Source organism: Streptomyces sp. ERV7 (assembly GCF_001653515.1).
Classification (GTDB): Bacteria; Actinomycetota; Actinomycetes; order Streptomycetales; family Streptomycetaceae; genus Streptomyces.
Map to the genome: position 1 here is coordinate 443926 of NZ_LYOY01000029.1, position 23466 is coordinate 467391.

Here is a 23466-nt window from a genome sequence, read left to right on the forward strand (position 1 = left end):
TCAGGCCTTCTCGGCCCCGGCCGCGCCGCTCTCGACGCGCTTCTTCAGACCCGCGAGCGCGCGGTCGATGATGACCTTCTCGGCCTTGCGCTTGATCATGCCGAGCATGGGGATCTTGACGTCCACGGTCAGCTGGTAGGTGACCTCGGTGTGGCCGCCGGGGGCGCCGGCGAGGCTGTAGGAGCCGTCGAGGGAGCGCAGCATCTGCGACTTCACCAGGCTCCAGCTCACCTTGTGGGCGCCGTCCCAGGTGTACTTGAGGGTGTGGTCGTCCTTGATGGCGCCCGCGTCGAGCACCAGCCGGACCTGCTCGGCGCGGCCCTCGGCGTCCTTGGACAGCACCTCGGCCTCCTTCACCTCGCCGGTCCACTCCGGGTACCGGGTGAAGTCGGCGATCACCCCCATCACCTCGGCCGGTGCCGCCTCGATGGTGATAGACGAGCTGGTGTGTTCCGCCATCGTCGTGGCTCCTCCAGTGCGCGGGCCGGTGTGTGGGGGTAGGTAGACGTGCAGGCTATCGCGTGCGGCCGGGGCCACTCGCCGGAGCCCGGGTCACCATTCGAGGGCGAAGGGCCGGGAGGTGGCGGCGAAGTGGCCGACGTTCACGCACTCGGTGCGGCCGACCCGGACCCGGCGGGCGAGCGGCTGGTGGACGTGGCCGAACAGGGAGTAGCGGGGCCTGGTCCTGCGGATGGCTTCCAGCAGGGCGCGCGAGCCGCGTTCGAAGCGGCGGGCGACCGTGTCGTAGAGCAGCTCGGGGATCTCCGGCGGGATGTGCGAGCAGAGCACGTCGACCTCGCCGAGCGCCTCCACCTTGGCGGCGTACTCCTCGTCGGAGATCTCGTAGGGCGTACGCATGGGCGTGCGCAGCCCGCCGCCCACGAAGCCGAAGACACGGCCGCCGATCTCGACCCGCTGTCCGTCCAGGACGGTGGTGCCGGGGCCGGCGTACTGCGGCCAGAGGGCCGGTATGTCGACATTGCCGTAGGTCGCGTACGTAGGGGTGGGGAAGGCCGCGAACATCTCGGCGTACTGCCGGCGGACGGCCGACTCGATGGCGGCCTCGCGGTCGAGTCCGGCCCAGAGCGAGCGTCCCAGCTCACGGGCCTCCTCGAAGCGGCGGGCGGTGCGCAGGGCGACGATCCGGTCCGCGTTCTCGACACCGAAGAGGTCGGGGAAGATCCCGCGCGAGTGATCGGCATAGTCGAGGAAAAGGACGAGGTCACCCAGGCAGACGAGGGCGTCCGCGCCGTCGCCGGCCTTTGCCAGGCCCTCGGCGTTCCCGTGCACATCGCTGATCACATGTACTCGCATGCAGCCACCCTAGGGCGCCGGACCTGCGGTTACTTCCGAGTCGCGAAAGGAGTGGACTACTGTGCGTGAAGCGGCGCGAAATCCATGTGACGCAGCGAACATCTGGCCAGGACCCCCTATCGGGAACCCACTACCGGTGGGTAACGTCCGGGCAGTCCAGTCGTGCTCGGAGTGCCGCCCCCACGGGTTCTCCGGGCACCTGCCCGATCTTGGACCGCAGCCGGTGCGTCACAGAGCCGTGGCACCGGCGCCCGATGAGGAGCAGCAGTCTTGCGCGAGTTCAGCCTTCCGGCCCTGTACGAGGTCCCCACGGACGGCAACCTGACGGATCTGATCCGCCGCAATGCCGCTCAGCATCCCGATGTCGCGGTCATGGGCCGCAAGGTCGCGGGACGCTGGACCGACGTTTCCGCCACCCAGTTCCTCGCCGAGGTCCGCGGCGTGGCCAAGGGCCTCATCGCGGCCGGTGTCGAGCCGGGCGACCGGGTGGCCCTGCTCTCCCGCACCCGCTACGAGTGGGTGCTGCTCGACTTCGCCATCTGGAGCGCGGGCGCGGTCACCGTCCCCGTGTACGAGACCAGCTCGCCCGAGCAGATCCAGTGGATCCTCGGCGACTCCGGCGCCACCCTGTGCGTCGTGGAGTCCGAGGCGCACCAGGCCTCCGTCACCTCCGTGCAGTCCGCGCTGCCCGCCCTCAAGGGCGTCTGGCAGCTGGACGCGGACGCGGTGGCCCAGCTCACCGCGACCGGCTCGGACATCTCGGACGAGCTGCTCGACCAGCGGATGTCCTCGGCGCACGCGGACGACCCGGCGACCATCGTCTACACCTCCGGCACCACCGGCCGCCCCAAGGGCTGTGTGCTGACCCACCGCGCCTTCTTCGCGGAGTGCGGCAACGTGGTCGAGCGCCTCAAGCCGCTCTTCCGCACCGGCGAGTGCTCGGTCCTGCTCTTCCTGCCCGCCGCGCACGTCTTCGGGCGGCTCGTCGAGGTGGCGTCCGTGATGGCGCCGATCAAGCTCGGCTGCGTACCGGACATCAAGAACCTCACCGACGAGCTGGCCTCGTTCCGGCCGACGCTGATCCTCGGTGTACCGCGGGTCTTCGAGAAGGTCTACAACGCGGCGCGGGCCAAGGCGCAGGCGGACGGCAAGGGCGCGATCTTCGACAAGGCCGCGCACACCGCGATCGCCTACAGCCGCGCGCTCAGCACGCCGCAGGGCCCCTCGCTCGGTCTCAAGCTCAAGCACAAGGTCTTCGACAAGCTCGTCTTCAGCAAGCTGCGCGCGGTGCTGGGCGGCAAGGGCGAGTACGCGATCTCCGGCGGCGCCCCGCTGGGCGAGCGGCTCGGCCACTTCTACCGGGGCATCGGCTTCACGGTCCTGGAGGGCTACGGCCTCACCGAGTCGTGCGCCGCGACCGCGTTCAACCCGTGGGACCGGCAGAAGATCGGTACGGTCGGGCAGCCGCTGCCGGGTTCCGTGGTGCGCATCGCGGACGACGGCGAGGTGCTGCTGCACGGCGAGCACCTGTTCACGGGGTACTGGAACAACGAGGCGGCGAGCGCCGAGGCGCTGGCCGACGGCTGGTTCCACACCGGTGACATCGGCACCCTCGACGAGGACGGCTACCTCGCGATCACCGGCCGCAAGAAGGAGATCATCGTCACGGCGGGCGGCAAGAACGTCGCCCCGGCGGTGATCGAGGACCGCATCCGCGCGCACGCGCTGGTCGCGGAGTGCATGGTGGTCGGCGACGGGCGCCCGTTCGTGGGCGCGCTGGTCACGCTGGACGAGGAGTTCCTGGCCCACTGGGCCGCGGACAACGGCAAGCCGGCCGGTTCGACGGCGGCCTCGCTGCGCGAGGACGCGGAGCTGCTCGCGGAGGTGCAGCGGGCGGTGGACGACGGCAACGCCGCGGTCTCCAAGGCGGAATCGGTGCGGAAATTCCGCATTCTCACCTCCCAGTTCACGGAGGAGGCGGGGCACATCACCCCGTCGCTGAAGCTGAAGCGCAACGTCGTGGCGAAGGACTTCGCGGACGAGATCGAGGCGATCTACGCCCACTGAGGGCTACGCCGTGATCAGTGCGGTGCGTCCTCCGCGAGGACGCGCTGGAGGTTGCGCTCGGCGAGCGCGGTGATCGTGACGAACGGGTTGACGCCGATGGAGCCGGGGATCAGGGCTCCATCGGTGACGTAGAGGCCCGGATACCCCTTCACCCGCCCGTAGCCGTCGGTCGCCCGCCCCAACGGGCAGCCGCCGAGCGGGTGGTAGCAGAAGTCGTCCGCGAACGGCGTGTCGTTGCCGAACAGGTCGTACCGGTAGATCGTCGCGTTCTTGAGGTTGATCCGGTCGAAGAGCTTCCTGGTGGCGTCGACCGAGGGCTTGTTCTGCGCCTTCGTCCAGTTGAGCTTCGCGGAGTCGGTCGCCGGGTCGTACGAGAAGGTGCCGCGCTGCGGGTTCTTGGTGATCGCCAGATACAGGCTCACCCAGTGCTCGAAGCCCATCGGCAGCGGGGCGATCTCGGCGAAGACCGGGTTGGCGGCGTTGTCCCAGTCGTCGATGCCGAGGGCGGGCATGGTGGCCTCGTTGGCGCCGACCGTGTCCCACAGGTGGTTGGCGCGGGCGGTCATGATGTTGCCGTTGGTGCCCCAGCCGGTGCCGACGGCCGGGTCGAGGGCGGGCAGGGCGCCGGTCTCGCGGGCGCGCAGCAGCAGTTCGGTGGTGCCGAGGCTGCCGGCGCCGAGGAAGAGCTTCCCGCAGCCGATCTCGCGGGTCTCCACGACCCTGCCGGTGACGTCGGTGCGGTCGGCGGTGACCACGTACGTGCCGTCCGGCTGTCTGCGGATCGCGCGGGCGCGGTGCAGGGTCTCGATGGTGACCCTGGCGGTGCCGAGGGCCGCGGCGAGGTACGTCTTGTCGACGGATCTCTTGCCGTGGTTGTTGCCGTAGATCACCTCGCCCGCGAGCGCGGACTTGGTGGCGGTGCCGGCGGCTTCGCGCTGCATGTACCCGAAGTCGTAGACGTTGGGCACGAAGACGGTCTTCAGACCGGCGTTCTGGGCGGCCTTGCGGGAGGTGCGGGCGAACTTGTACCACTCGGTGGACTCGAACCAGGCCGGGTCGACGGAGTTGACGCCCAGCATGGCGTTGGCGCGCGGGAAGTACGTGGCGTACATCTCGGCGGCGTCGACCTGCGGCAGGACCTCCGCGAAGTAGTCGCGGCGGGGGGTGACGGCCATGCCGCCGTTGACGAGCGAGCCGCCGCCGACGCCGCGGCCCACGTACACGGACATGTCGCCGTAGTTCACCCGGTCGAGGACTCCGGGGTAGGGGCTGATGTTCTTGTTGACGACATCGAGCCAGAGGAACGTGGCGAGAGGTGCCTCGGTGCGGGTGCGGAACCACATGGAGCGCTGGTCCGGGGCGGAGGTCGAGCAGAAGACCTTGCCGTCCTGGGCGGGGGTGTCCCAGAGCCCGCCCATCTCCAGGACGAGGGTCTGGACGCCGGCCTGTCCCAGGCGGAGGGCGGCTACGGCGGCTCCGTAGCCGGAGCCTATGACCAGGGCGGGGGTGTAGGTGACGGCCCGCGCCTGCGCGGCGCGGGCGGGGTCGAGGGTGATTCTGGGGAGGCCGAGCAGGGCGGCCGTCTGGAGTGCGCCGAGACCCAGTAGGTGACGGCGCGTCAGGTTTTGTGTCATGCGCGCAGCATGGGCGGAATTCGGGCTTCCGCCCAGCGTTCACGTTGTCTTAAATCTGAGTGACCGTCAGAGGTGGGAGTGTGCTGGGCTCGGGCTTTGACCGCGGGCCGGTGGGTGCCCGGACTTCACCTGCGGGCCGGTGGGTGGCTGGTCGCGCAGTTCCCCGCGCCCCTTAGGTGGTCCGCCGCAGCCGGAGAATCCAGCTCAGCCACAGGCCTTTAGGGGCGCGGGGAACTGCGCGAGAAGCGAGCACGGTCCGCAGATCCAGAGGGTTTAGGGGCGCGGGGAACTGCGCGACCGGCCACCCACGGTCCGCACGGGACAACCGGCCGTCTCAGGGGCGCGGGGAACTGCGCGACCGGCCACCCACCGCCCGCACGGGACAACCGGCCGTCTCAGGGGCGCGACCAGCCCCCACCGGCCCGCGGGCACAGTCCGGGCCCGGCCGCAGGCGAAGGCCCGGGCCGGCCCTCACAGCAGCAGTTTCAACTTCTCCGCCAGCAAGTCCCAGCGCCATTTCTCCTCCACCCACGCCCTGCCCCGCTCCCCCATGCGGCGGCGCAGGTCCGGGTCCTGGAGGAGGGTGATGATGCGGTCCGCCGACTCCTCGGCGGAGCCGCCACGGACGACCCAGCCCGTCTCGCCGTCCAGGACCGCGTCGGGCGCGCCGCCCGAGTCGCCCGCCACCACCGGCAGGCCCGTGGCCGAGGCCTCCAGGTAGACGATGCCCAGGCCCTCGACGTCGAGGCCGCCCCGGCGCGTACGGCAGGGCATGGCGAAGACGTCGCCGGCGCCGTAGTGCGCGGGCAGTTCGGCCCACGGGACGGCGCCGGTGAAGCGGACCGAGGCCGCGACCCCGGTCTCCTCGGCCAGTTCGCGGAGCTCCTTGTCGTACGGGCCGCCGCCCACGATCAGCAGCACCGCGTCCGGCACGCGCGCGAGGATCGCGGGCATCGCGAGGATCAGGGTGTCCTGGCCCTTGCGGGGGACGAGACGGGAGACGCAGACCACGACCGGGCGGTCGGACAGGCCGAGGCGGGCGCGTACCTCGGCGCCGCCCGAACCCGGATGGAAGGTCTTCTCGTCGACGCCCGGCGGCAGTTGGACCATCCGGTCGGCCGCCCGCTCGGTCAGCGCGGCGGCGATCCGGGAGCGGGTGTACTCGCCCAGATAGGTGATCGTGTCCGTGCCCTCGCCGATCCGCCGCAGCAACTGCCGCGAGCCCGGCAGCTGGGCCCAGCCCGCCTCGTGGCCGTGCGTGGTGGCGACCAGGCGTTCCGCGCCCGCCCGGCGCAGCGCGGGTCCCATCAGGCCGAGCGGCGCCGCCGCCCCGAACCACACCGAGGAGCAGCCGTGCTCCTTCAGCAGTCCCACCGCACGCCGGGTCACCCGGGGCGTGGGCAGCAGCATGGTGGTGCGGTCGCGCACCACGGTGAAGGGCTGCTCGGCGTCGAAGGCGGCGGTCGCCTCGACGCCCTCCCGGCTCCGCTTCCAGGTGGAGGCGTAGACGACGAGTTGCCCGGGGTCGAGCCGCAGCGCCATGTTGTGCAGGAACGCCTGGATCCCGCCGGGGCGCGGCGGGAAGTCATTGGTCACGATCAACGTCTTGTGCATCGCCGCCGACAGTACCGAACGGCCCCGCCTCGTCGCTCGCGCACGGCCCCGCCCGGCATCATGACTGCTTCGGGCCACAAAGGCCGGATACGCGAAATACCGGGATGGGGTGTGCATGTCGGCAGGAAGCGGTACGGGGCGCGCGAGGAGCGCGCGGAGTCTCATCGCGGTGTTCGCCCTCACCCGGTGTCTGCTGCTGCTCTGCGTCCTGCGGGTCCTGGTCGTCCCGGGCCCGGACGTCACCAGTGACGTCTCGGTCATCTACCAGGGCTGGTACGAGGTCCTGAAGACCGGCACGTATCCGCTGGACGACGTCACCTGGCAGTACCCGCCGGCCGCCGCGCTCGCGATCCTCTCCCCCAGTGCCGTCCCCTTCCTCGACTACGCCTCGGGCTTCTTCGTCCTCGCGCTCCTCGCCGACGCGCTGGTCCTCGGGCTGCTGCTGTACGCGGCCCGGCGCCCCGGCAGGTCCCGCGCGGGCGCCCGGATCTGGGTCTGGGGCGTGGCCCTGCTCGGGCCCACCTCGTACGCGCGCTACGACCTGATGGTGACGGCGGTCGCGGTGGCCGCGCTGCTGGCCGGGGTCCGCCACCCCCGGACCCTGGGCGCGCTCGCCGCGTTCGGCGCGCTGCTGAAGGTCTGGCCCGTGCTGCTGCTGGCCCGGGCGCCCCGCCGGGCGTGGGCCGCGGCGGCCGTCACCGCGGGCGTGTTCCTGCTGGTCTGCCACGCGGTCGCGCCCGGCGCCTTCGCGTTCCTCACCTTCCAGCGCGACCGCGGCACCGAGGTCGAGTCGCTCGGCGCCCTCGTCTTCCATGTGGCCCGCCACTTCGGCTGGGAGGGCCGGGTGCAGCTCAACTACGGGTCGGTGGAGTTCCTCGGCCCGTACGTCCCGCTGGTCTCCACGCTGGCGATGGGGCTGACGGCGCTGGCGTTCGGCTGGCTGCTCCTCTGGCGGCTGCGGGCCCGCCGCACCGGGCCGGGCACCCTCGCCGACGCCGCCTTCACCGCCGTGCTGCTCTTCACCACCACCAGCCGGGTGATCAGCCCGCAGTATCTGATCTGGCTGGTCGGGCTCGCGGCGGTGTGCCTGGTCCTCCCCCGTTCCCCGATGGCCCGGCCCGCGTATCTGGTGCTCGCCGCCGCGGGCGTGACCCTGCTGGAGTTCCCGATCTGGTTCTCGCACGTGGTCGCGAGCGACTGGCTCGGGGTGCTGCTCCTGTTCGTACGCAACGGGCTCCTCGCCGTGGCGTCGGTGAGCGCGTGCCGGCGGCTGTGGCGCAGCACCGTGCCCGTCCGCCCGCTGCCCGTTCAGCGGGTCCGCACCGGGGTCTTCTCGGTCCTGGTCCGCTGACCCGCCGTACCCAGCCGCCGGTGCATCCCCGCGACGGCGGCGCACTGGAGCCCCATGGACAGCGCCATGGCCAGGCAGATCCCCGGCAGACCGAGCCCGGACAGGCCGAGCGCGAGCGGCAGTTGGAGGGCGACGCCGCACGCGGTGACCCCGGCGAGCGCCGGGCTGCCGCCACTGCCCTCGAAGACCCCGCCGAGCGCGATGAAGCCGGAGAGCAGGACGAGGTAGGGGCCCAGGCAGCGCAGACAGAGCGTGCCGGCCGCCGCGACCTCTCCGCCGGCGCCGAACGCGGCCATGATCCAGGGCGCGGTCGCGAGCAGCAGCAGCGCGGCCATGAGCCCCAGCGCCCCCGAGAGGAGCGCGGCCTGGCGCCCGACCGCGGCCCGCTCGTCACGCCCGGCGCCGAGCAGTTGGGCGGTGCGGATGGCGGCGGCCTGGCGTACCGCGTAGAACGCCATGGTGGCCGCGTACATCGCCTTGGTGGCGATGCCGTACGCGGCGACCTCGCCGACGCCGATCCGGGCGACCATCGCGACCAGGGCGAGCGCCCCGGCCATCCGGACGACGAAGTCGAGCGACATGGGCAGGCCGGTCGCGAAGGTCCGGCGCAGGGCGGCGGCCCCCGGCTCGCGCGGCGCGGCCCGCCGGGCGGCGCGCAGTCCGGGATTACGCCGCAGCGCCCGCAGGCCGACGGCGAGCGCGACGGCCCGGCCGGTGACGGTGGCGAGGGCCGCGCCGCGCACGCCCAGGCCGCAGCCGAGGATCAGCAGCGGGTCGAGGACGAGGATCAGCGCGTTGGCGAGGAAGGCGAGCCGCATCGGGGTACGGGTGTCGCCCGCGCCCTTGAGGATGCCGTCGACGACGTTGGTGGCGAAGAAGACCGCCGTGCCGGGCAGCGCGATCGCGAAGTAGCCGGACGCCAGGGCGAGTACGCGCTCGTCCGCGCCGCCGAGCACCAGACGGGCCAGCGGCTCCCGGCAGAGGTATCCGCCGACGGCTACCACCGGTGTGATCAGCGCCCACAGCGCCCAGCCGCCGCGCACGGCGGCCCGTATCCCGCCCGGGTCGTCGGCGCCCCTGGCCCGGGCGACCAGCACGGTGGTCCCGGTGCCGGCCATCAGGATCAGGCCGAGCAGCAGGTTCTCCACGTTCGTGGCGACGGCGACCGCGGCGACACGGTCCCCGCCGAGCCGGGCCACCCAGACCATGTTGATCACCCCGGCCGTGACCCCCGCCAGGAGCTCGAAGTAGACCGGGTACGCGAGCGAGATCAGCCGACGGCGGTGTGACACGGAACCCCCCCTCTTTTCGCTGTAACTCGAATCGAGGTACAGCGAAAAGAGATACCATGGCCGGGCCGAAAGGAGAAGTAGGTGCTGGAGCTGACGATCCTGGGGTTCCTCGACGAGGAACCGCTGCACGGCTATGAGCTCAAGGAGCGCATCCGAGGGCTGAGCGGCCATGTCCGGCCGGTGAGCGACGGCGCCCTCTATCCGGCGATCACCCGGCTGGTGAAGGCCGGGAAGCTGGAGCAGCGCAGCGGGCCCGGCAGCGGCGCCGCGCCACGCAGGATCCTCTCCCTCACCGGGGCGGGCCGCGCCGAGCTGCTGGAACGGCTGCGGCACCCCAAGGACGTCGACATCACCGACGGGCAGCGGTTCTTCACCGTGCTCGCCTTCCTCGGGCGGCTGCCCGACCGGGCCGAGCAGGCGGCCGTGCTCCGCCGCCGCCAGGCCTTCCTCGACACCCCGGCGAGCTTCTTCTACCGCGACGGCGAACCCGTACGGGCCGAGGAGAGCCCCGACCTCTTCCGGCAGGGGATGCTCAGGATCGCCCGCGCCACCGGCACGGCCGAGAAGAAGTGGCTGGCCGAGGCGATCGAGGAGCTGGAGGGCTGAGAGCCTGTCCTTGAACTCCCGCCCGCGCGGCGGTCAGCCCAGCTGGTCGCGCACGTAGGCGCGCCACAGGGCCGTGAACTCCTTCGGCGTGGTGGCCAGTTCCTCGTTCATCGCCTTCTCCAGCGCGCCCTCGCGGTGCTTCTGCCCGCCCACCTTGGAATAAAGGGCGGCGAGCTTCGCCTCGCCCCAGCGCTGGGCGATCATGCGGCAGGCCAGCCAGCCGCCCTCGTAGGCGCGCGCCAGCCGGTCCGCGCCGCCCTCGAAGCCGAAGTCGGGGTCGGCGGGCAGGTCGTTCGGCACCTCACCGCGCCGCACCGCCTGCTGGAGCTCCGGCGCGGCCTCGGCGGCGGTGCGCCCGGTGCCCCGGTAGCCGACCCAGTCCGCGTAGCCCTCCGAGAGCCACATCGGGGTCGCCGCCGAGGTGCGGGAGCGGGTGGCGACATGGGTGGTCTCGTGGGTGAGGACGACCCGTTGGCCGAGGCCGCCGAGCACGCCGTACGCCTCGGGGTTGACGATCACCCGGTCCGCGGGCGCCGTCCCCGCCCCGCCCGCCTCGCCGGTGGTCACCGCCGCGATCCCCCGGTACGAGGCCGGGGGCGCGGCGAGCAGCGCCGCCATCGCGTCGAGCGAGGCGGGCACCAGCACCACCACCCGGTTCGCCCAGCGGCCGGGCCAGGCGGCCGAGACGGCGGGCACCGCGCGGTCGGCGGTGTGCGCGATCTGCTGGAGCAGCCCGCGGTCCTGGCCGACGCCGAGCACCAGACTGTGCGTGCCGCGCACCACCGAGACGGGGCCCTGCTGCCACAGCGGCTCGGCGGCACCCTCGCCCGGCCGGTCGCCGGTCACGTACCAGCGCCCGGCCCGCTCGTCGAGGTCCACGACCCTGGCCGAGGTCACCGGCGCGCTGTCGTACCCGGCGAGCCGGTAGCGCAGCTCGACCCGGGCGGTGGCCCGCTCGCCCTTGCGGCTGACGTCGGTCACCCGGTAGGCCCAGGCGCTCAGCGGCACCTGGCGCAGATTGGCGAACTCGGCGCGCTGGGCGTCCCGCAGCGTCCCCGCGCCCGGGTCGAGGGCCGCCAGATAGCCGCGCTCGTCGTGCCCGAGGACGGCGGCCGCCCGCCCGTCCAGGGTGCGCTGGACCTGGCCGGTGACGGGGTCGGGGGCGGCGGCCGGGGCCGAGCAGGCCGAGGCGCACAGCAGCGCGGCGAGACCGAATCCCGCCGTGCGCCGTCGCCCTCTGCCGCTCAGCCAGCCGTACGCCATCCACCCGATCGTACGTTCACACGCGGGTGACCGAGGAGATCGGCATCATGCCCACCGGGTCGTAGCGCACCGGCGCGCCCGGGTAGGGGGCGTGGATGACCTGGCCGTTGCCCACGTACATCGCGATGTGGCTGGCGTCCGAGCGGTAGGCGACCAGGTCGCCGGGCTGCGCCTCGGAGAGCGACACCCGGCGCCCCGCGTAGCGCTGCGCCTGCGAGGTGCGGGGCAGCCCCACGCCCGCGTGGGAGTAGGACCACTGCATCAGGCCCGAGCAGTCGAAGCCGGAGGGCCCGCTGGCGCCCCAGACGTAGGGCCTGCCCACCGCCTGGCGGGCCGCCGCCACCGCGGCCGCCGCACGCCCGGAGGCGGGCACCGCCCCGCTCAGGTCGGGCAGTTCGCCGCGCCCGGTGCGCGAGACCCGGTCGAACGCGGCGCGCTCCTCGGTCGGCAGCGAGAGCAGCACCCGGCGGGCCTGGGCGAGCTTGGACTCGACGGTCCGCTTGTGCCGGGCCACCTCGACGCGGCTGCGCTCCAGCTCGGCGAGCTTGCGGGTGGCCTCGGTGCGCTGCTGGCCGATCCGCCGCTGCTCCTGCTGGAGTTCGCGCAGATCGGCGCTCTGTCGCTCGCCGATCCGGTCGAGGGCCGCGGCCTTGTCGAGATAGGTGTCGGGGTCCTCGGAGAGCAGCAGCGCCAGCGACGGGTCCAGGCCGCCCGCGCGGTACTGGGCACCCGCGATGGCGCCGAGCGCGCCCCGCATCCGGTTGATGCGCTCCTGGCCGCGGGCGACGCTGTCCTGTGTGTGCCTGACCTGCTCGCGCAGCCGGTCGGCGTGCTCGTCCGCCTTGTTGTACTGCTCGGTGGCCTCCTCCGCCTGGGCGAAGAGCCGGTCGACCCGGTCCTTGCCGGTGGCGGCCGGGTCGGCGCTCGCGGGCGCCGCGAAGGCCGCGGCCGCGGTGGCCGCCGCGGCGGACAGGACGGTGACCCGGGTGCTCTGGGAGAGGCCGGACTGCGTGGGACGGCGATGGGACGCCACGAGAAGCCGCACTCCTTCCGCCGGTGCGGCCCCTGCCGCCCGGGATGGGCGGACGAGTTGGAAGAGTCACGGGGGCACCGCACGCCGGACAGTAGTCGGACGACCACACGGGGTCCAAAGACCCCGGCGTGTACGCAAAGTGACGCCCCGCCGGAGAACACAGGTCACCGGCGGGGCGTGGCGTCAGCGCGAGTTACCGGAATTCGCCCGTTCGGACGGCGGCGGCAATCGAGTTGTTATACGCGCGAGGTCAGCTGACGCGGACCCCGAACTGGAACGGCATGTTGTCCATCGCCTCGTAGCGCACCGAGGCGCCCGGCTTCGGGGCGTGCAGCACCTGGCCGTTGCCCGCGTAGAGGCCGACGTGGTGCAGGTCGCCGTAGAAGAGGACCAGGTCGCCGGGCTTGAGCTGGCTGCGGCCTATCTGGGTGCCGGCGCCGGCCTGGGCCTGCGAGGTGCGGGGTATGGAGACGCCCGCCTGGCGGTACGCCCAGGAGGTGAGCCCGGAGCAGTCGAACGAGGCGGTGCCGGTGGCGCCGTACACGTACGGCTTGCCGATCTGGCTCTGGGCGGCCGACAGGGCCGCGGCGCCGCGGCCCGAGGCGGGGGCCTCGTGGCCGAGGTCGGCGCGCTCGTTGGCGCGGTTGGCGCGCGCGTCGTCGGCGGCCAGGGACGCCTTCTCGGCGGCCGTCAGCGAGTTGAGGAGCTTCTGCGCGGCGGCGAGCTTGGACTGGGTCTCGGCCTTCTTCGTGCCGAGCTCCTTGCGGGTGTCCGCGAGGTCCTTGAGCTTGTCCTGGGCTTCCTTGCGCTGCTGCGCCAGGCTGCGCTGCTTCGCCTGGATCTTCTGGAGCGCCTCGGTCTGCTTGGCGCTCAGCTGGTCCAGGGAGGACGCCTTGTCCAGGAAGTCGTCCGGGTTGGCCGAGAGGAAGAGCTGGACCGAGGGGTCGATGCCGCCCGAGCGGTACTGCGCCGAGGCCATCGAACCGAGGCCGTCGCGGAGCTTGTTCAGCTCGTCCTGGCCGCGGGCCACCTTGTCCTGGAGCGCGCCGACCTGCTTCTCCAGCTGGTCCTGCTTCTCCTTGGCGCCGTTGTACTTCTCGGTCGCCTGCTCGGCCTCGTCGTAGAGCTTGTCGACCTTGGACTTCACTTCGCTCTTCGAAGGCTTCGGGTCCGCGTGCGCGGCCTGCGAAGTGAGAGCGACGGCTGCGGCGGCGGTCGCGGTGAGCACGGTCACGCGGGTACGGCTCGCAGGCTTGGGTCGACGGTGGGACGCCACGAAGGCGAGCTCCTTCTTCCTCAGCCGCCGAACAGCGCAGACTCGGCGGGACCTTCACGGCCACCCGGACGAGTGATCAACCGCGTGAAGGTTCGAGCCCCGACCCTAGTGACCCCCTTGTGATCAGTTCAAATCCTGATCGGAAAAAACTCGGTCGCAAGGAGGATTCTTTACAGTCATCCCACGCGTAGTAATGAGCACTTGACAGAGTGCTGGGGACCGACCACCCGAATTCGGGCATTGAACGCAGGAGTTGCTAGACGCGCGAAAGCCGCTTCAGGAGCATGACGGACGCAACGGGCCGGGCGCCGGCCTTGGCCACCCCGTCCGCCACCTCGCGGTCGGTCGAGACGACCACCACCGGCCGCCCCGACGGCTCCGCCCGCACCAGCTGGCGGATCAGCTCGTCGGCGGTCACGCCCGGCTTCGAGAAGAGCACCCGTACGCCTCTCGGCGGCGCGAGCAGCACCGGGGCGGCCAGCTCGGCCCCGTCGAAGACGCAGGTGACCTCGGCGCCCGTCTGCGCGGCCAGCACCGAGAGACCGCCGAGCAGCCGCAGCCGCTGCTTCTCCAGCGGCATGGTCGGATAGCCGGTCTTGGTGACGTTGTAGCCGTCCACCACCAGATGCACCTGGGGCAGTGCCAGCAGCTGGTCCAGGAGCGCCGGATCGGTCTCCGAGAGCGCCCGGGCCGCGATGTCCTTCGGGGTCATCTGCCCCGGTTCGACCGCTTCCACGGTGTCGGCGGGCCGCACCGAGGCCGGGGGCAGGGCGAGTTCGCGCCGCAGCCCGGACGCCGCGTCCAGGACCGTGTCGAGCAGCAGCCGCAGCCGCATGTCCTCGATCGAGCGTCCCTCGCGCACCGCGCGGCGGCTCGCCTCGACGGACGCCTCGGCCTCGCCGAGCCGGGTCCTGATCCGCCGCGACTCGCTCTCGGCGGCGGCCACCTGGGCCGCCGCCTCCGCTCTGATCCCGTCGATCTCACCGGTGACCTTGCGCAGGGCGGCCTCGCCGCGCTTGACGTCGCTGAGCGCGCTGCGCAGCTTGCGCTGGAGCGATTCGGCTTCCCTGCGGGCCGCGGCCAGGTCGGTACGCAGCTCCTCCTGCTCGGTGCGCAGCCGCTCGTGCGCCTCGGCGAGCTCCCCGCGCAGCCGGTCCAGCTCGCGCCGGCCCTCCTCGTCGGCGCGCTCGGCGTCCGCGCGCTGGGCCTCCTCACCGGCGGCGGCGACCAACTTGACCCAGCCGGTGGGCCGCAGCACATACGCGGCGGCCGCCACGTCCACGGGATCGGCGGCCGCGGGCGGCGCGCCGGACTCCAGCGCGCCCGCCAGCTCCGGCTGCGCCTCCTTGAGCCGCTCCCCGATCCGCTGACGGAAAACGGGGTCGGCCTCCAGGGCCGCGGCCATGGCGTTGCCCGCGAACTTGGCACGACGAGTCGGGGTGAAACGGGCGTACTGCCGCAACTGCGCGGGCAGTTCGGCGACGGTCAGCCCGCCGAAGGCGTCCGAGACCAGGGCGACGACCCTGCGCCGCACCCCTTCGGGCAGCGGTCGGTCGAGCACCTCGGCGGGGCCGTCACCGGCCGCACCGGCCGGTTCGGCACCGCTTGCATGCTCCACGATCCGTCACCTCAACTGTCGTCCGTCACTCACCGGGCCCGCTCACTCGGAGCCGGCGCCCGGCCTGTCCACCAGCTCGATCTGGTCCACCGCGTTGCACCAGCGGCAGCGCACCGACTCGATGGTCTCACTGACCACCTCGCGTTCCTCGACCTTCGGCTCTCCGGCGAGGTCCAGATGGACGTACTCGACGACCTTCGACGAGCGGGTGACGTCGAAGCGGGTCAGATTGCCGCAGAGGGTGCAACGCCACCGGGTGGTGGCGGTGGGCAGGGGGACGCTCGTCATGTGGTGCTGTCCTCTTTCCACGGTTCCGTGTCGAAGGTGTGGTTCCAGGATCTCGCGGTGCGCCATCGAACTGCGGATGTACTGCCCGTAACCCTACGGCCTACCGGGTACCCCCCGGCACGGCGAGGCGGTCTGTACCGTTCGGTCCGGTTACGCCATGCTCTGTTCATGATCAAGCCGAGCGTCGTACGGACGGCGGTGGTGCGGGGCCCGACGGTCACCTACACCGTGCTGGCGCTCTGCTGCCTGGTCTTCCTCGTCAGCCCGGTGTCCGGTCTGAATCCCTCGTACGGGACGGGGGACGCGCTGCTCGCGGCCCAGAGCGGGTATTTCGCCCGGTGGGGTGTCATCCCGAACGAACTCACGGCCGGTGACCCCGGTGCGCTCGTCACCCCCCTCACGGCGCTCTTCGTGCACGGCAACTGGCTGCACCTGCTGGGGAACATGCTCTTCCTCTACGTCTTCGGCGTGATGGCCGAGGAGCGCATGGGCAGGTTCGGGTTCGCGCTGTTCTACCTCGGCGCGGGCTACCTCGCCCTGCTCGCGTACGCGGTGGCGCACGCGTCGTCCGACCAGACGCTGGTGGGCGCGTCGGGGGCGATCTCGGCTGTCCTGGGCGCCTTTCTCTATCTCTTCCCCCGCGCGAGGGTGACCAGCCTCTTCCCCTTCCTCTTCTTCCTGCCCCTGCGCTTCCCGGCGTCGCTGGTGCTGGTGTTCTGGTTCGTGCTCCAGTGGCTGGCCGTACGGGCGGCTCCGGCCGGGCCCGGGGTGGCGTACCTGGCTCATCTGGTCGGCTTCGGCCTGGGCTTTCTCTACGCCTGGGTCCGCTACGGGGGGACGGCTAGAGTGAAACGACCGAAACGGCCGAAGCCATCCGCGCCGGCCGCCACCGAGGGAGAGAACCAGCCGTGATCACCGCGATCGTGCTCATCAAGACCAGCGTGGACCGGATCCCCGAGATCGCGGAGTCGATCGCCTCGCTGGAGAACGTCAGCGAGGTGTACTCGGTGACCGGCACCTACGACTTGATCGCCCTGGTCCGGGTGGCCCGCCACGACGACCTGGCGGACATCATCCCCGGCCGGATCAGCAAGATCCCCGGGGTGGAGGTAACGGACACGCACGTGGCGTTCCGCACGTACTCCCAGCACGACCTGGAGGCAGCGTTCGCGATCGGCCTCGACGCGTAGCCCTTGGGCGGGCGGCGAATCCGGTCCTGGGCGCGCCGTGGTCCGCAGCCCGTCTGCGGCTGCTCGCGCAGTTCCCCGCACCCCGGGTATTTGGGGGCGCGCTTCCATCTGCGGCCCGGTGGGGGTTGCTCGCGCAGTTCCCCGCGCCCCTAACCACCTAGGGGCGCGGGGAACTGCGCGAGCAACCCACCACGTCCCGCAGCCAGACGGGGGCCCGGGGCGGAGCCCCGAAGCGGGGTGCAGGGGGCCCCCCACCCACCCCCGGAGGGTTTAGGGAAGGGGCGGGGAGGGGCTGACTCACACCGCCGGGACGCAGCGGCCCTCCTCCGTCCGGTACGACCACTTCGCCCCGTCCCGCACCAGCTCCCGCACCGCCCCCACAAACCGCTCCACATGCTCGTCCGGCGTCCCCGCCCCGAAGCTGACCCGGATCGCGTTCAGGGACCGCTCACCCGGCGCCGCCTCCGGAGCCCCGCACTCCCCCTGCTCCTGCGGCGAGCCGCCGAGCAGGGTGCGCACCAGCGGGTGCGCGCAGAACAGCCCGTCCCGCACCCCGATCCCGTACTCCGCCGACAGCGCCGCCGCGAAGTGCGAGCTGTTCCAGCCGTCCACCACGAACGAGATGACGCCGACCCGGGGCGCGTCATCGCCGAACAGGGAGAGGACGCGGACCTCCGGAACCTCCGCCAGCCCCTCCCGTACCTTCGCGATCAGGTGCCTCTCCCGCTCCACCAGCCCCTCGAAGCCCGCCTCCGTCAACGCCTTGCAGGCGGACGCGATGGCGTACACCCCGATCACGTTCGGGGAGCCGGCCTCGTGCCGGGCGGCCGTGGTGTGCCACTCGACGTCCACCCCGCCGTCCACGCGCCGGGCGACCTTGCGGGAGGCGCCGCCGCCCGCGAGGTACGGCTCGGACTCCTGGAGCCAGTCCGCACGTCCCGCGAGCACGCCCGAGCCGAACGGCGCGTACAGCTTGTGCCCGGAGAAGGCGATCCAGTCGACGTCCAACTCCCGTACGGAGACGGGGTGGTGGGGCGCCAGCTGCGCCGCGTCGAGCACGATCCGCGCCCCGTGCGCGTGCGCCGCCGCCGCCAGCTCCTTCACCGGCCACAGCTCGCCCGTGACGTTGGAGGCACCGGTCACGCAGACGAGGGCGGGGCCGTTGGGGTATCCCCCGCTCGAACGAAGTCGAGAGCTCGGGGAAGGGGCGCGGTCGGCGAGCGCGCGCTCCAGCGTCGCCACCGCCTGCTGCGGCGTACGCGGCGCGTCGAGGTAGGTCACCCGCGCGTCCCGCCACGGCAGCAGCGAGGCGTGGTGCTCGGTCTCGAAGACGAAGACCTGGCAGTCGGACGGGATCACCTGGGCCAGGAGGTTCAGCGAGTCCGTCGTCGAGCGGGTGAACACGATCTGGTCACCGGGGCGGCAGTCCAGGAACTCCGCCACCGCCGCCCTGCTGTTCTCGAACAGGTCCGTGGACAGCTGCGAGAGGTAGCCCGCGCCCCGGTGCACGCTGCCGTAGTAGGGGGCGTACGCGGCCACGTCGTCCCACACCCGCTGGAGGGCCGGGGCGCTGGCGGCGTAGTCGAGGGCCGCGTACGTCACCTCGCCGCCGGTGACCAGCGGCACGGTGACGTCCCTGCCGAGCACCGGCAGCGGCGCCGCACAGCAGGGCTCCTCGGAGGCGGAAGCGGAGGCGGAGGCGGCAGTGGAGGTGGACGTGGACGCGTATGCGGACATGGCGGTATCTCCCGGCAGGACAAGGCGAAATGACTGTGGAGCCCCACGAGACGGCGACGGAGCAACCGGCGCCGGATACACGGGGGTTGACCTCGAACACGGGCGGACGGGCCCGTGGAGGTGTACAGAAAGAGGGGCCGAAGGCCCTATCGCATTCGCTTGCTCACGAGACTGCTCCCTTGAGGACCAGGACCCCAGGGACGCGCCACTCACAGAAAGAGTGCGCAGGGGTCCGCGCTTGCCGCAGACCTTGTTGTCTGCGGCCTGGTCTTCACCCGGGGCACCCCGCCACGGACGGAGGGTTGCCGGACAGCGGGCCGGGGCCGTAGTCGCTGTCACTCATGACCTTGGAAAGCATCCTGCCATACGTCCGCGTACGCGCAAGGCGCAGTCCGGATGCCGGACTGCGCCTTGCGTCACATCGTGGCCGTGAGCGGCCGCTAGGCGTTGCTGGCGGCCACCCAGCGCTCCAGGGCCCGTCTCGCCGACCCGGAGTCCACCGACTCGGCCGCCCGGGCGATCGCGGCCCGGATCTGATCCACCAGGCTCCCCTCGCCCCGCTCCAGCGCGACGAGCGCCGCCGCCGCGTTGAGCAGCACCGCGTCCCGCACCGGCCCGGTCTCGCCGGCCAGCAGCCGCCGGGCGACGTCCGCGTTGTACGAGGCGTCCGCGCCGCGCAGCGCCTCGACGGGCACCAGGTCGATGCCCACGTCCCTGGGGTCGAACGCCTCCTCGCGCACGGCCCCGTCCCGTACCACCCAGACCCGGGAGGTAGCGGTCGTGGTCAGCTCGTCCATGCCGTCGTCGCCGCGGAACACCAGCGCGGAGGAGCCGCGCTCGGCGAGCACTCCGGCGACGATCGGCGCCATCCGCGCGTCCGCGACACCGGTGGCCTGGGCCTTGACCCGGGCCGGGTTGGTGAGCGGGCCGAGGAAGTTGAAGGTGGTGCGGATGCCGAGCTCGCGGCGGGCGGCGGCCACGTACCGCAGGGCGGGGTGGAACTTCACCGCGAAGCAGAAGGTGATGCCCGCCTCCTCGGCGACCTGGACCACCTGCCGGGGCGTGAGGTCCAGGTTGACGCCGAGCTTCTCCAGGACGTCGGAGGCGCCGCTGGCCGAGGACGCGGCCCGGTTGCCGTGCTTGACGACCTTGGCGCCGGTGCCCGCCACCACGATCGAGGACATGGTGGAGATGTTGACGGTCTTGGCGCCGTCGCCACCGGTGCCGACGATGTCGACGGTCCGGCCGGGCACCTCGATCAGATTGGCGTGCTCGTACATCGCACGGACCATGCCGGTGATCTCGGTGACGGTCTCGCCCTTGGCCCGCAGGGCCACCGCGAACCCGGCGATCTGCGCGTCGGTCGCCTCGCCGCGCATGATCGAGTCCATCGCCCAGGCGGTCGCCTCGGCGCTCTGGTCGGTGCCGTTCAGCAGTGCGTCCAGTACGCCCGGCCAGGAGTAGGCCGCCACGCTGTCGCCGCCAACCGGGGTCACAACGTTCATGGTCCGCTCCTGGGTCCATCGACGGATATGGGGAATGGGAACACCCTATCCAGCCCGGGGGACAGCGAAGGGCCCCGTCCATCGCGTGGACGGGGCCCTGTGCTGTGTGGCGTACAGCGTTGACGCTAAGAGGGGATCAGTGGTGGCCGTGGCCGCTGGTGATCTCCTCGAACTCCTCGGCGGTCGGCTTGGCGATCTGGCTCTGCTCGCCGAAGTAACCCTTGTGGAGCTTGACGCGCAGCTTCTCCATGGCGGAGACCTTGCGCTTCACACCGTTCTCGTCGACGGCCGCCGGCAGCTCGGCCGGGCGGGTCTGCTCGTGCGCGGTGAGCTTGTACAGCTGACCGGCGTCGAGCGGCTCGTGGACCTCGATGAACTCACCGTGCGGCAGCCGCTTGATGATGCCGGTCTCGCGACCGTGCAGCACCTTCTCGGCGTCCCGGCGCTGGAGGCCCAGGCAGATCCGCTTGGTGACGATGAACGCGAGGACCGGGCCGGCGAAGAACGCGATCCGGACGAACCAGGTGATGGCGTTCAGCGACAGGTGGAAGTTGGTCGCCCACAGGTCGTTGCCACCACCGATGAGCATCACCATGTACGCGGTCACCCACGCCACACCGATACCGGTGCGGACGGGAGCGTTGCGCGGACGGTCGGCGATGTGGTGCTCGCGGGTGTCCTTGGTGATCCAGGCCTCGATGAACGGGTAGGCCGCGATCGCGAAGAGCACCAGCGGGAAGATCACCAGCGGGATGAACACACCGAGGACCAGCGTGTGGCCCCAGGCGTTGATCTCCCAGCCCGGCATCACTCGGATCAGGCCTTCGGCAAAGCCCATGTACCAGTCGGGCTGGGCGCCGGTCGACACCTGGTCCGGGCGGTACGGGCCGATCTCCCAGATCGGGTTGATCGAGGCGATCGCCGCGATGATCGCGATGACACCGAACACCAGGAAGAAGAAGCCACCGGCCTTGGCCGTGTAGACGGGCAGCAGCGGCGCGCCCACGACGTTCTTGTTGGTGCGGCCGGGGCCCGCGAACTGGGTGTGCTTGTGGTAGAAGACCAGGATCAGGTGAGTGATCATCAGGCCGAGCATGATGCCGGGCAGCAGCAGGATGTGGACCGAGTAGAACCGGGCCACGAAGTCGCCGCCGGGGAACTCGCCGCCGTAGATGAAGAACGACAGGTACGTGCCGATGACCGGCACGCCCAGGATGGCGCCCTCCATGAACCGGACGCCGGTGCCCGAGAGCAGGTCGTCCGGGAGCGAGTAGCCGGTGAAGCCGGTGAACATGCCGCAGAAGAACAGCAGGAAGCCGAAGAGCCAGTTGACCTCGCGCGGCTTGCGGAACGCGCCCGTGAAGAAGACGCGCATCATGTGCACGAACATGCCGGCGAGGAAGATCAGCGCCGCCCAGTGGTGGATCTGCCGGATCAGCAGACCACCGCGCACATCGAAGCTGATGTGCATGGTCGAGTTGAACGCCTCGGACATCTGCACGCCCTGGAGCGGAACGTAGGAGCCGTCGTAGACGACCTCGTTCATGCTCGGGTGGAAGAACAGCGTCAGATACACACCCGTGAGGATGATGATGATGAAGCTGTACATGCAGATCTCGCCGAGCATGAAGGACCAGTGGTCCGGGAAGATCTTGCGCATGTTGGTCTTGGCCAGGGTGTAGATCCCCAGCCGACCGTCGGCCCAGTCGGCGAACTTCTCGCCGTTCCCGGCCTCGCGGCGTTCGTCAGTCGTGGTGGTGCTCATCCGCGCTCCCAGAAGGCAGGACCGACGGGCTCTTCGAAGTCGCCGAGCGCTTCGAGGTAACCCTCGCTGTTCACGCCGATGCGCAGCTGCGGCAGAGCGTGACCGGCCGGGCCGAAGATGACGCGGGCCCCGTCGGAGAGGTCGAAGGTGGACTGGTGGCACGGGCAGAGCACGTGGTGGGTCTGCTGCTCGTACAGGCTGATCGGGCAACCGACGTGGGTGCAGATCTTCGAGAACGCCACGATGCCCTGGTGCGACCACTCCAGCTCGCGCTTGTCCTTGATGTTCTCCGGCTGCAGCCGGACGATCATCAGGGCCGCCTTGGCGATCTGGGTCTGGAAGTCGTGCTGGTCCTCCTCCAGGCCCTCGGGCTTGGCGAAGGTCAGCGAGCCGACCGCGACGTCCTCGGGACGCAGCGGCTCGTTGGTGTTCATGTTGATGAGGGCCTTGCCCTTGGCCCACATCGTCTTGCGCAGCTTGTCCTCGGGCAGGGTGCCCAGGTCGCGCAGGAGCACCACACCGGCGAGCGGCACCATGGCCAGCGCGCCGTACATGGTGTTGCGGATGAGCTTGCGGCGGCCGAAGCCGGACTCGCGGACGCCGTCCGCCCAGTCCTGCATGACCTTCTCGCGGACCTCCGGCGGAGCGGCGATCTCGTGACGCTCGTCCGACATCTCCTCGTCGGACATCAGCGTGCGGGCCCAGTGGACCGCGCCGGCGCCGATGCAGAACAGCGCGACGCCCAGGGTCAGACCCAGGGAGAAGTTCAGCGCGCTGACGTGCCCGAACGGGAAGATGTAGACGATCTTGTCGATCGGGAAGATCACGAAGGACGCGATGAAGGCGACCGTCGCGACCATCGAGAGCATGAAGAGACCGGCGACCACGCGCTCGGAGCGCCTGGCGGCCGCCTCGTCGATGTCCTGGACGCGCGGGTGGTGGGGCGGCAGCCCCGGGTCCGCGAACGGGTCGCGGGCACGCTCTACCGAGCCGTGCTCGGGGTCCTGCTCGCTGGGCAGGTTCTCGGAATTGTCTTGGCTACTCATGACTTCTTGGCCTTAGCGGAGTGGGCCGCGATCCAGATGGCGACTGCGATGAGGGCACCGAGGCCGAAGATCCACGCGAACAGACCCTCACTGACGGGACCGAGGCCCCCCAGCGACAGGCCACCGGGGCTCGCCGTCTTCTCACTGTTCACGGCGTCCAGGTACGCGATGATGTCCTGCTTCTGCTTCTGCGGCATCGTCGTGTCGGGGAAGGACGGCATGTTCTGCGGGCCGGTCTGCATGGCCTCGTAGATGTGCTTCGGGTCCACGCCCTCAAGGGTCGGGGCGTACTTGCCGTGCGTCAGCGCACCGCCCTTGCCGGAGAAGTTGTGGCACTGGGCGCAGTTGGTGCGGAACAGCTCGCCACCCTTGGCGATGTCCGCGCCGTCCGGGCTGTACTGCTTCTGGGTCGGCTTGATCGGGCCGGCGCCGAGGGAGGCGACGTACGCGGCGAGCTGGTCGATCTCGGCCTGCGAGTAGATGACCTTCTTCTTCGGCACCTGGGCGCCGGGCTGCTGCGCCGGCATCCGGCCGGTGCCGACCTGGAAGTCCACGGCGGCGGAGCCTACGCCGACCAGGGACGGGCCGTCAGAGGTTCCCTGACCGCCGGTTCCGTGGCAGCTGGCGCAGCCGACGGAGTAGAGCTTCTTGCCCTCGTCGATGGCGAGGGACTGGGCGGTTTCGTCGGCCTTCGCCTTGTCCGCGGGCGCGAACGCGGCGTACAGCCCCCCGGTGGCCGCCAGCGCGAGGAGTAGGACGACGAGCGCCGCCAGCGGATGGCGTCGTCGTGCGGAGAGCTTTTTCACGGATTACCCCGGTGTCAGGATCTTCTGCGTCGATGCGGGATGGTGTCGGGTCTGCGTGCCC

General features: G+C 71.3%; 20 protein-coding genes and 1 riboswitch. Of the genes, 5 read left to right on the plus strand and 15 right to left on the minus strand.

From position 1 onward, the window contains the following. Positions 1-459, minus strand: coding sequence for an SRPBCC family protein (locus tag A8W25_RS08315; protein WP_067158247.1), 459 nt, complete (start codon positions 457-459; stop codon positions 1-3). A gap of 93 nt (positions 460-552) precedes the next feature. Further along, positions 553-1314: a metallophosphoesterase family protein gene (locus tag A8W25_RS08320; protein ID WP_079125896.1), complete on the minus strand. Its 762-nt coding sequence runs from the start codon at positions 1312-1314 to the stop codon at positions 553-555. A 270-nt stretch (positions 1315-1584) separates the two neighbouring features. Here A8W25_RS08320 and A8W25_RS08325 point away from each other — a divergent pair, with 270 nt between their 5' ends. Continuing rightward, on the plus strand, positions 1585-3381 hold the full coding sequence (locus A8W25_RS08325; protein WP_067158251.1) for an AMP-dependent synthetase/ligase: 1797 nt from the start codon (positions 1585-1587) through the stop codon (positions 3379-3381). Positions 3382-3395: 14 nt separating this feature from the next. On the opposite strand, the gene A8W25_RS08330 is transcribed toward A8W25_RS08325, so the two are convergent. Both A8W25_RS08330 and A8W25_RS08335 read right to left on the minus strand, forming a co-directional pair. Then, positions 3396-5015: a GMC oxidoreductase gene (locus A8W25_RS08330; RefSeq protein ID WP_067158253.1), complete on the minus strand. Its 1620-nt coding sequence runs from the start codon at positions 5013-5015 to the stop codon at positions 3396-3398. Between the two features lie 471 nt (positions 5016-5486). Then, complete coding sequence (locus tag A8W25_RS08335) at positions 5487-6629, minus strand: glycosyltransferase family 4 protein (protein ID WP_067158255.1); 1143 nt, start codon at positions 6627-6629, stop codon at positions 5487-5489. Positions 6630-6744: 115 nt separating this feature from the next. Between A8W25_RS08335 and A8W25_RS08340 the strand changes: the two genes are divergently transcribed. Beyond that, positions 6745-7980 (plus strand): glycosyltransferase 87 family protein, encoded by a 1236-nt coding sequence (locus tag A8W25_RS08340; protein ID WP_067158257.1) that lies wholly within the window; start codon positions 6745-6747, stop codon positions 7978-7980. Here A8W25_RS08340 and A8W25_RS08345 read toward each other — a convergent pair. Beyond that, complete coding sequence (locus A8W25_RS08345; protein ID WP_067158259.1) at positions 7938-9272, minus strand: MATE family efflux transporter; 1335 nt, start codon at positions 9270-9272, stop codon at positions 7938-7940. The genes A8W25_RS08340 and A8W25_RS08345 overlap by 43 nt on opposite strands. Positions 9273-9353: 81 nt before the next feature. Between A8W25_RS08345 and A8W25_RS08350 the strand changes: the two genes are divergently transcribed. Continuing rightward, positions 9354-9878 (plus strand): PadR family transcriptional regulator, encoded by a 525-nt coding sequence (locus tag A8W25_RS08350; RefSeq protein ID WP_067158261.1) that lies wholly within the window; start codon positions 9354-9356, stop codon positions 9876-9878. Positions 9879-9911: 33 nt separating this feature from the next. Here A8W25_RS08350 and A8W25_RS08355 read toward each other — a convergent pair whose 3' ends face one another. From A8W25_RS08355 to A8W25_RS08375, 5 genes are all read right to left on the minus strand, one after another. Then, positions 9912-11141 (minus strand): hypothetical protein, encoded by a 1230-nt coding sequence (locus A8W25_RS08355; protein WP_067158263.1) that lies wholly within the window; start codon positions 11139-11141, stop codon positions 9912-9914. A 16-nt stretch (positions 11142-11157) separates the two neighbouring features. After that, positions 11158-12174 (minus strand): NlpC/P60 family protein, encoded by a 1017-nt coding sequence (locus A8W25_RS08360; RefSeq protein ID WP_067158265.1) that lies wholly within the window; start codon positions 12172-12174, stop codon positions 11158-11160. A 250-nt stretch (positions 12175-12424) separates the two neighbouring features. Continuing rightward, positions 12425-13450, minus strand: coding sequence for a C40 family peptidase (locus A8W25_RS08365; protein ID WP_067158267.1), 1026 nt, complete (start codon positions 13448-13450; stop codon positions 12425-12427). A 256-nt stretch (positions 13451-13706) separates the two neighbouring features. Further along, the gene (locus A8W25_RS08370) at positions 13707-15068 is read right to left on the minus strand and encodes an NYN domain-containing protein (protein ID WP_067158269.1); all 1362 of its coding nucleotides are present in this window, start codon (positions 15066-15068) and stop codon (positions 13707-13709) included. Between the two features lie 42 nt (positions 15069-15110). Beyond that, on the minus strand, positions 15111-15356 hold the full coding sequence (locus A8W25_RS08375; RefSeq protein WP_067158271.1) for a hypothetical protein: 246 nt from the start codon (positions 15354-15356) through the stop codon (positions 15111-15113). A 168-nt stretch (positions 15357-15524) separates the two neighbouring features. Here A8W25_RS08375 and A8W25_RS08380 point away from each other — a divergent pair, with 168 nt between their 5' ends. After that, positions 15525-16268, plus strand: coding sequence for a rhomboid family intramembrane serine protease (locus A8W25_RS08380; RefSeq protein WP_067158273.1), 744 nt, complete (start codon positions 15525-15527; stop codon positions 16266-16268). Then, positions 16265-16546, plus strand: a complete 282-nt coding sequence (locus A8W25_RS08385; RefSeq protein WP_067158275.1) for an Lrp/AsnC family transcriptional regulator — start codon at positions 16265-16267, stop codon at positions 16544-16546. Before A8W25_RS08380 ends, A8W25_RS08385 begins: the two co-directional genes overlap by 4 nt. Before the next feature lie 297 nt (positions 16547-16843). Here the strand turns inward: A8W25_RS08385 and A8W25_RS08390 are convergent, their stop codons facing one another. The 5 genes from A8W25_RS08390 to A8W25_RS08410 form a co-directional block, all read right to left on the minus strand. Next, positions 16844-18283: an aminotransferase class V-fold PLP-dependent enzyme gene (locus tag A8W25_RS08390; protein ID WP_067158277.1), complete on the minus strand. Its 1440-nt coding sequence runs from the start codon at positions 18281-18283 to the stop codon at positions 16844-16846. 229 nt (positions 18284-18512) lie between these two features. Continuing rightward, positions 18513-18630: riboswitch (SAM riboswitch) on the minus strand. Positions 18631-18723: 93 nt separating this feature from the next. Then, entirely contained in the window at positions 18724-19788 is a 1065-nt protein-coding gene (trpD, locus tag A8W25_RS08395) for an anthranilate phosphoribosyltransferase (RefSeq protein ID WP_067158279.1), read from the minus strand. A 136-nt stretch (positions 19789-19924) separates the two neighbouring features. Further along, complete coding sequence (locus A8W25_RS08400) at positions 19925-21553, minus strand: cytochrome b (protein WP_067158281.1); 1629 nt, start codon at positions 21551-21553, stop codon at positions 19925-19927. Continuing rightward, entirely contained in the window at positions 21550-22599 is a 1050-nt protein-coding gene (locus A8W25_RS08405; RefSeq protein WP_067158283.1) for a ubiquinol-cytochrome c reductase iron-sulfur subunit, read from the minus strand. Before A8W25_RS08405 ends, A8W25_RS08400 begins: the two co-directional genes overlap by 4 nt. Then, positions 22596-23405 carry a c-type cytochrome gene (locus A8W25_RS08410; protein WP_067158285.1) on the minus strand — a complete coding sequence of 270 codons (810 nt, stop codon included), beginning with the start codon at positions 23403-23405 and terminating at the stop codon, positions 22596-22598. Before A8W25_RS08410 ends, A8W25_RS08405 begins: the two co-directional genes overlap by 4 nt. Positions 23406-23466: the final 61 nt, after the last annotated feature.

Coding starts and splice junctions, on each gene's coding strand:
- A8W25_RS08315 (WP_067158247.1), bottom strand. CDS start 459: ATGGCGGAACACACCAGCTCGTCTATCACCATCGAGGCGGCACCGGCC.
- A8W25_RS08320 (WP_079125896.1), bottom strand. CDS start 1,314: ATGCGAGTACATGTGATCAGCGATGTGCACGGGAACGCCGAGGGCCTG.
- A8W25_RS08330 (WP_067158253.1), bottom strand. CDS start 5,015: ATGACACAAAACCTGACGCGCCGTCACCTACTGGGTCTCGGCGCACTC.
- A8W25_RS08335 (WP_067158255.1), bottom strand. CDS start 6,629: ATGCACAAGACGTTGATCGTGACCAATGACTTCCCGCCGCGCCCCGGC.
- A8W25_RS08340 (WP_067158257.1), top strand. CDS start 6,745: ATGTCGGCAGGAAGCGGTACGGGGCGCGCGAGGAGCGCGCGGAGTCTC.
- A8W25_RS08355 (WP_067158263.1), bottom strand. CDS start 11,141: ATGGCGTACGGCTGGCTGAGCGGCAGAGGGCGACGGCGCACGGCGGGA.
- A8W25_RS08375 (WP_067158271.1), bottom strand. CDS start 15,356: ATGACGAGCGTCCCCCTGCCCACCGCCACCACCCGGTGGCGTTGCACC.
- A8W25_RS08380 (WP_067158273.1), top strand. CDS start 15,525: ATGATCAAGCCGAGCGTCGTACGGACGGCGGTGGTGCGGGGCCCGACG.
- A8W25_RS08390 (WP_067158277.1), bottom strand. CDS start 18,283: ATGTCCGCATACGCGTCCACGTCCACCTCCACTGCCGCCTCCGCCTCC.
- trpD (WP_067158279.1), bottom strand. CDS start 19,788: ATGAACGTTGTGACCCCGGTTGGCGGCGACAGCGTGGCGGCCTACTCC.
- A8W25_RS08400 (WP_067158281.1), bottom strand. CDS start 21,553: ATGAGCACCACCACGACTGACGAACGCCGCGAGGCCGGGAACGGCGAG.
- A8W25_RS08405 (WP_067158283.1), bottom strand. CDS start 22,599: ATGAGTAGCCAAGACAATTCCGAGAACCTGCCCAGCGAGCAGGACCCC.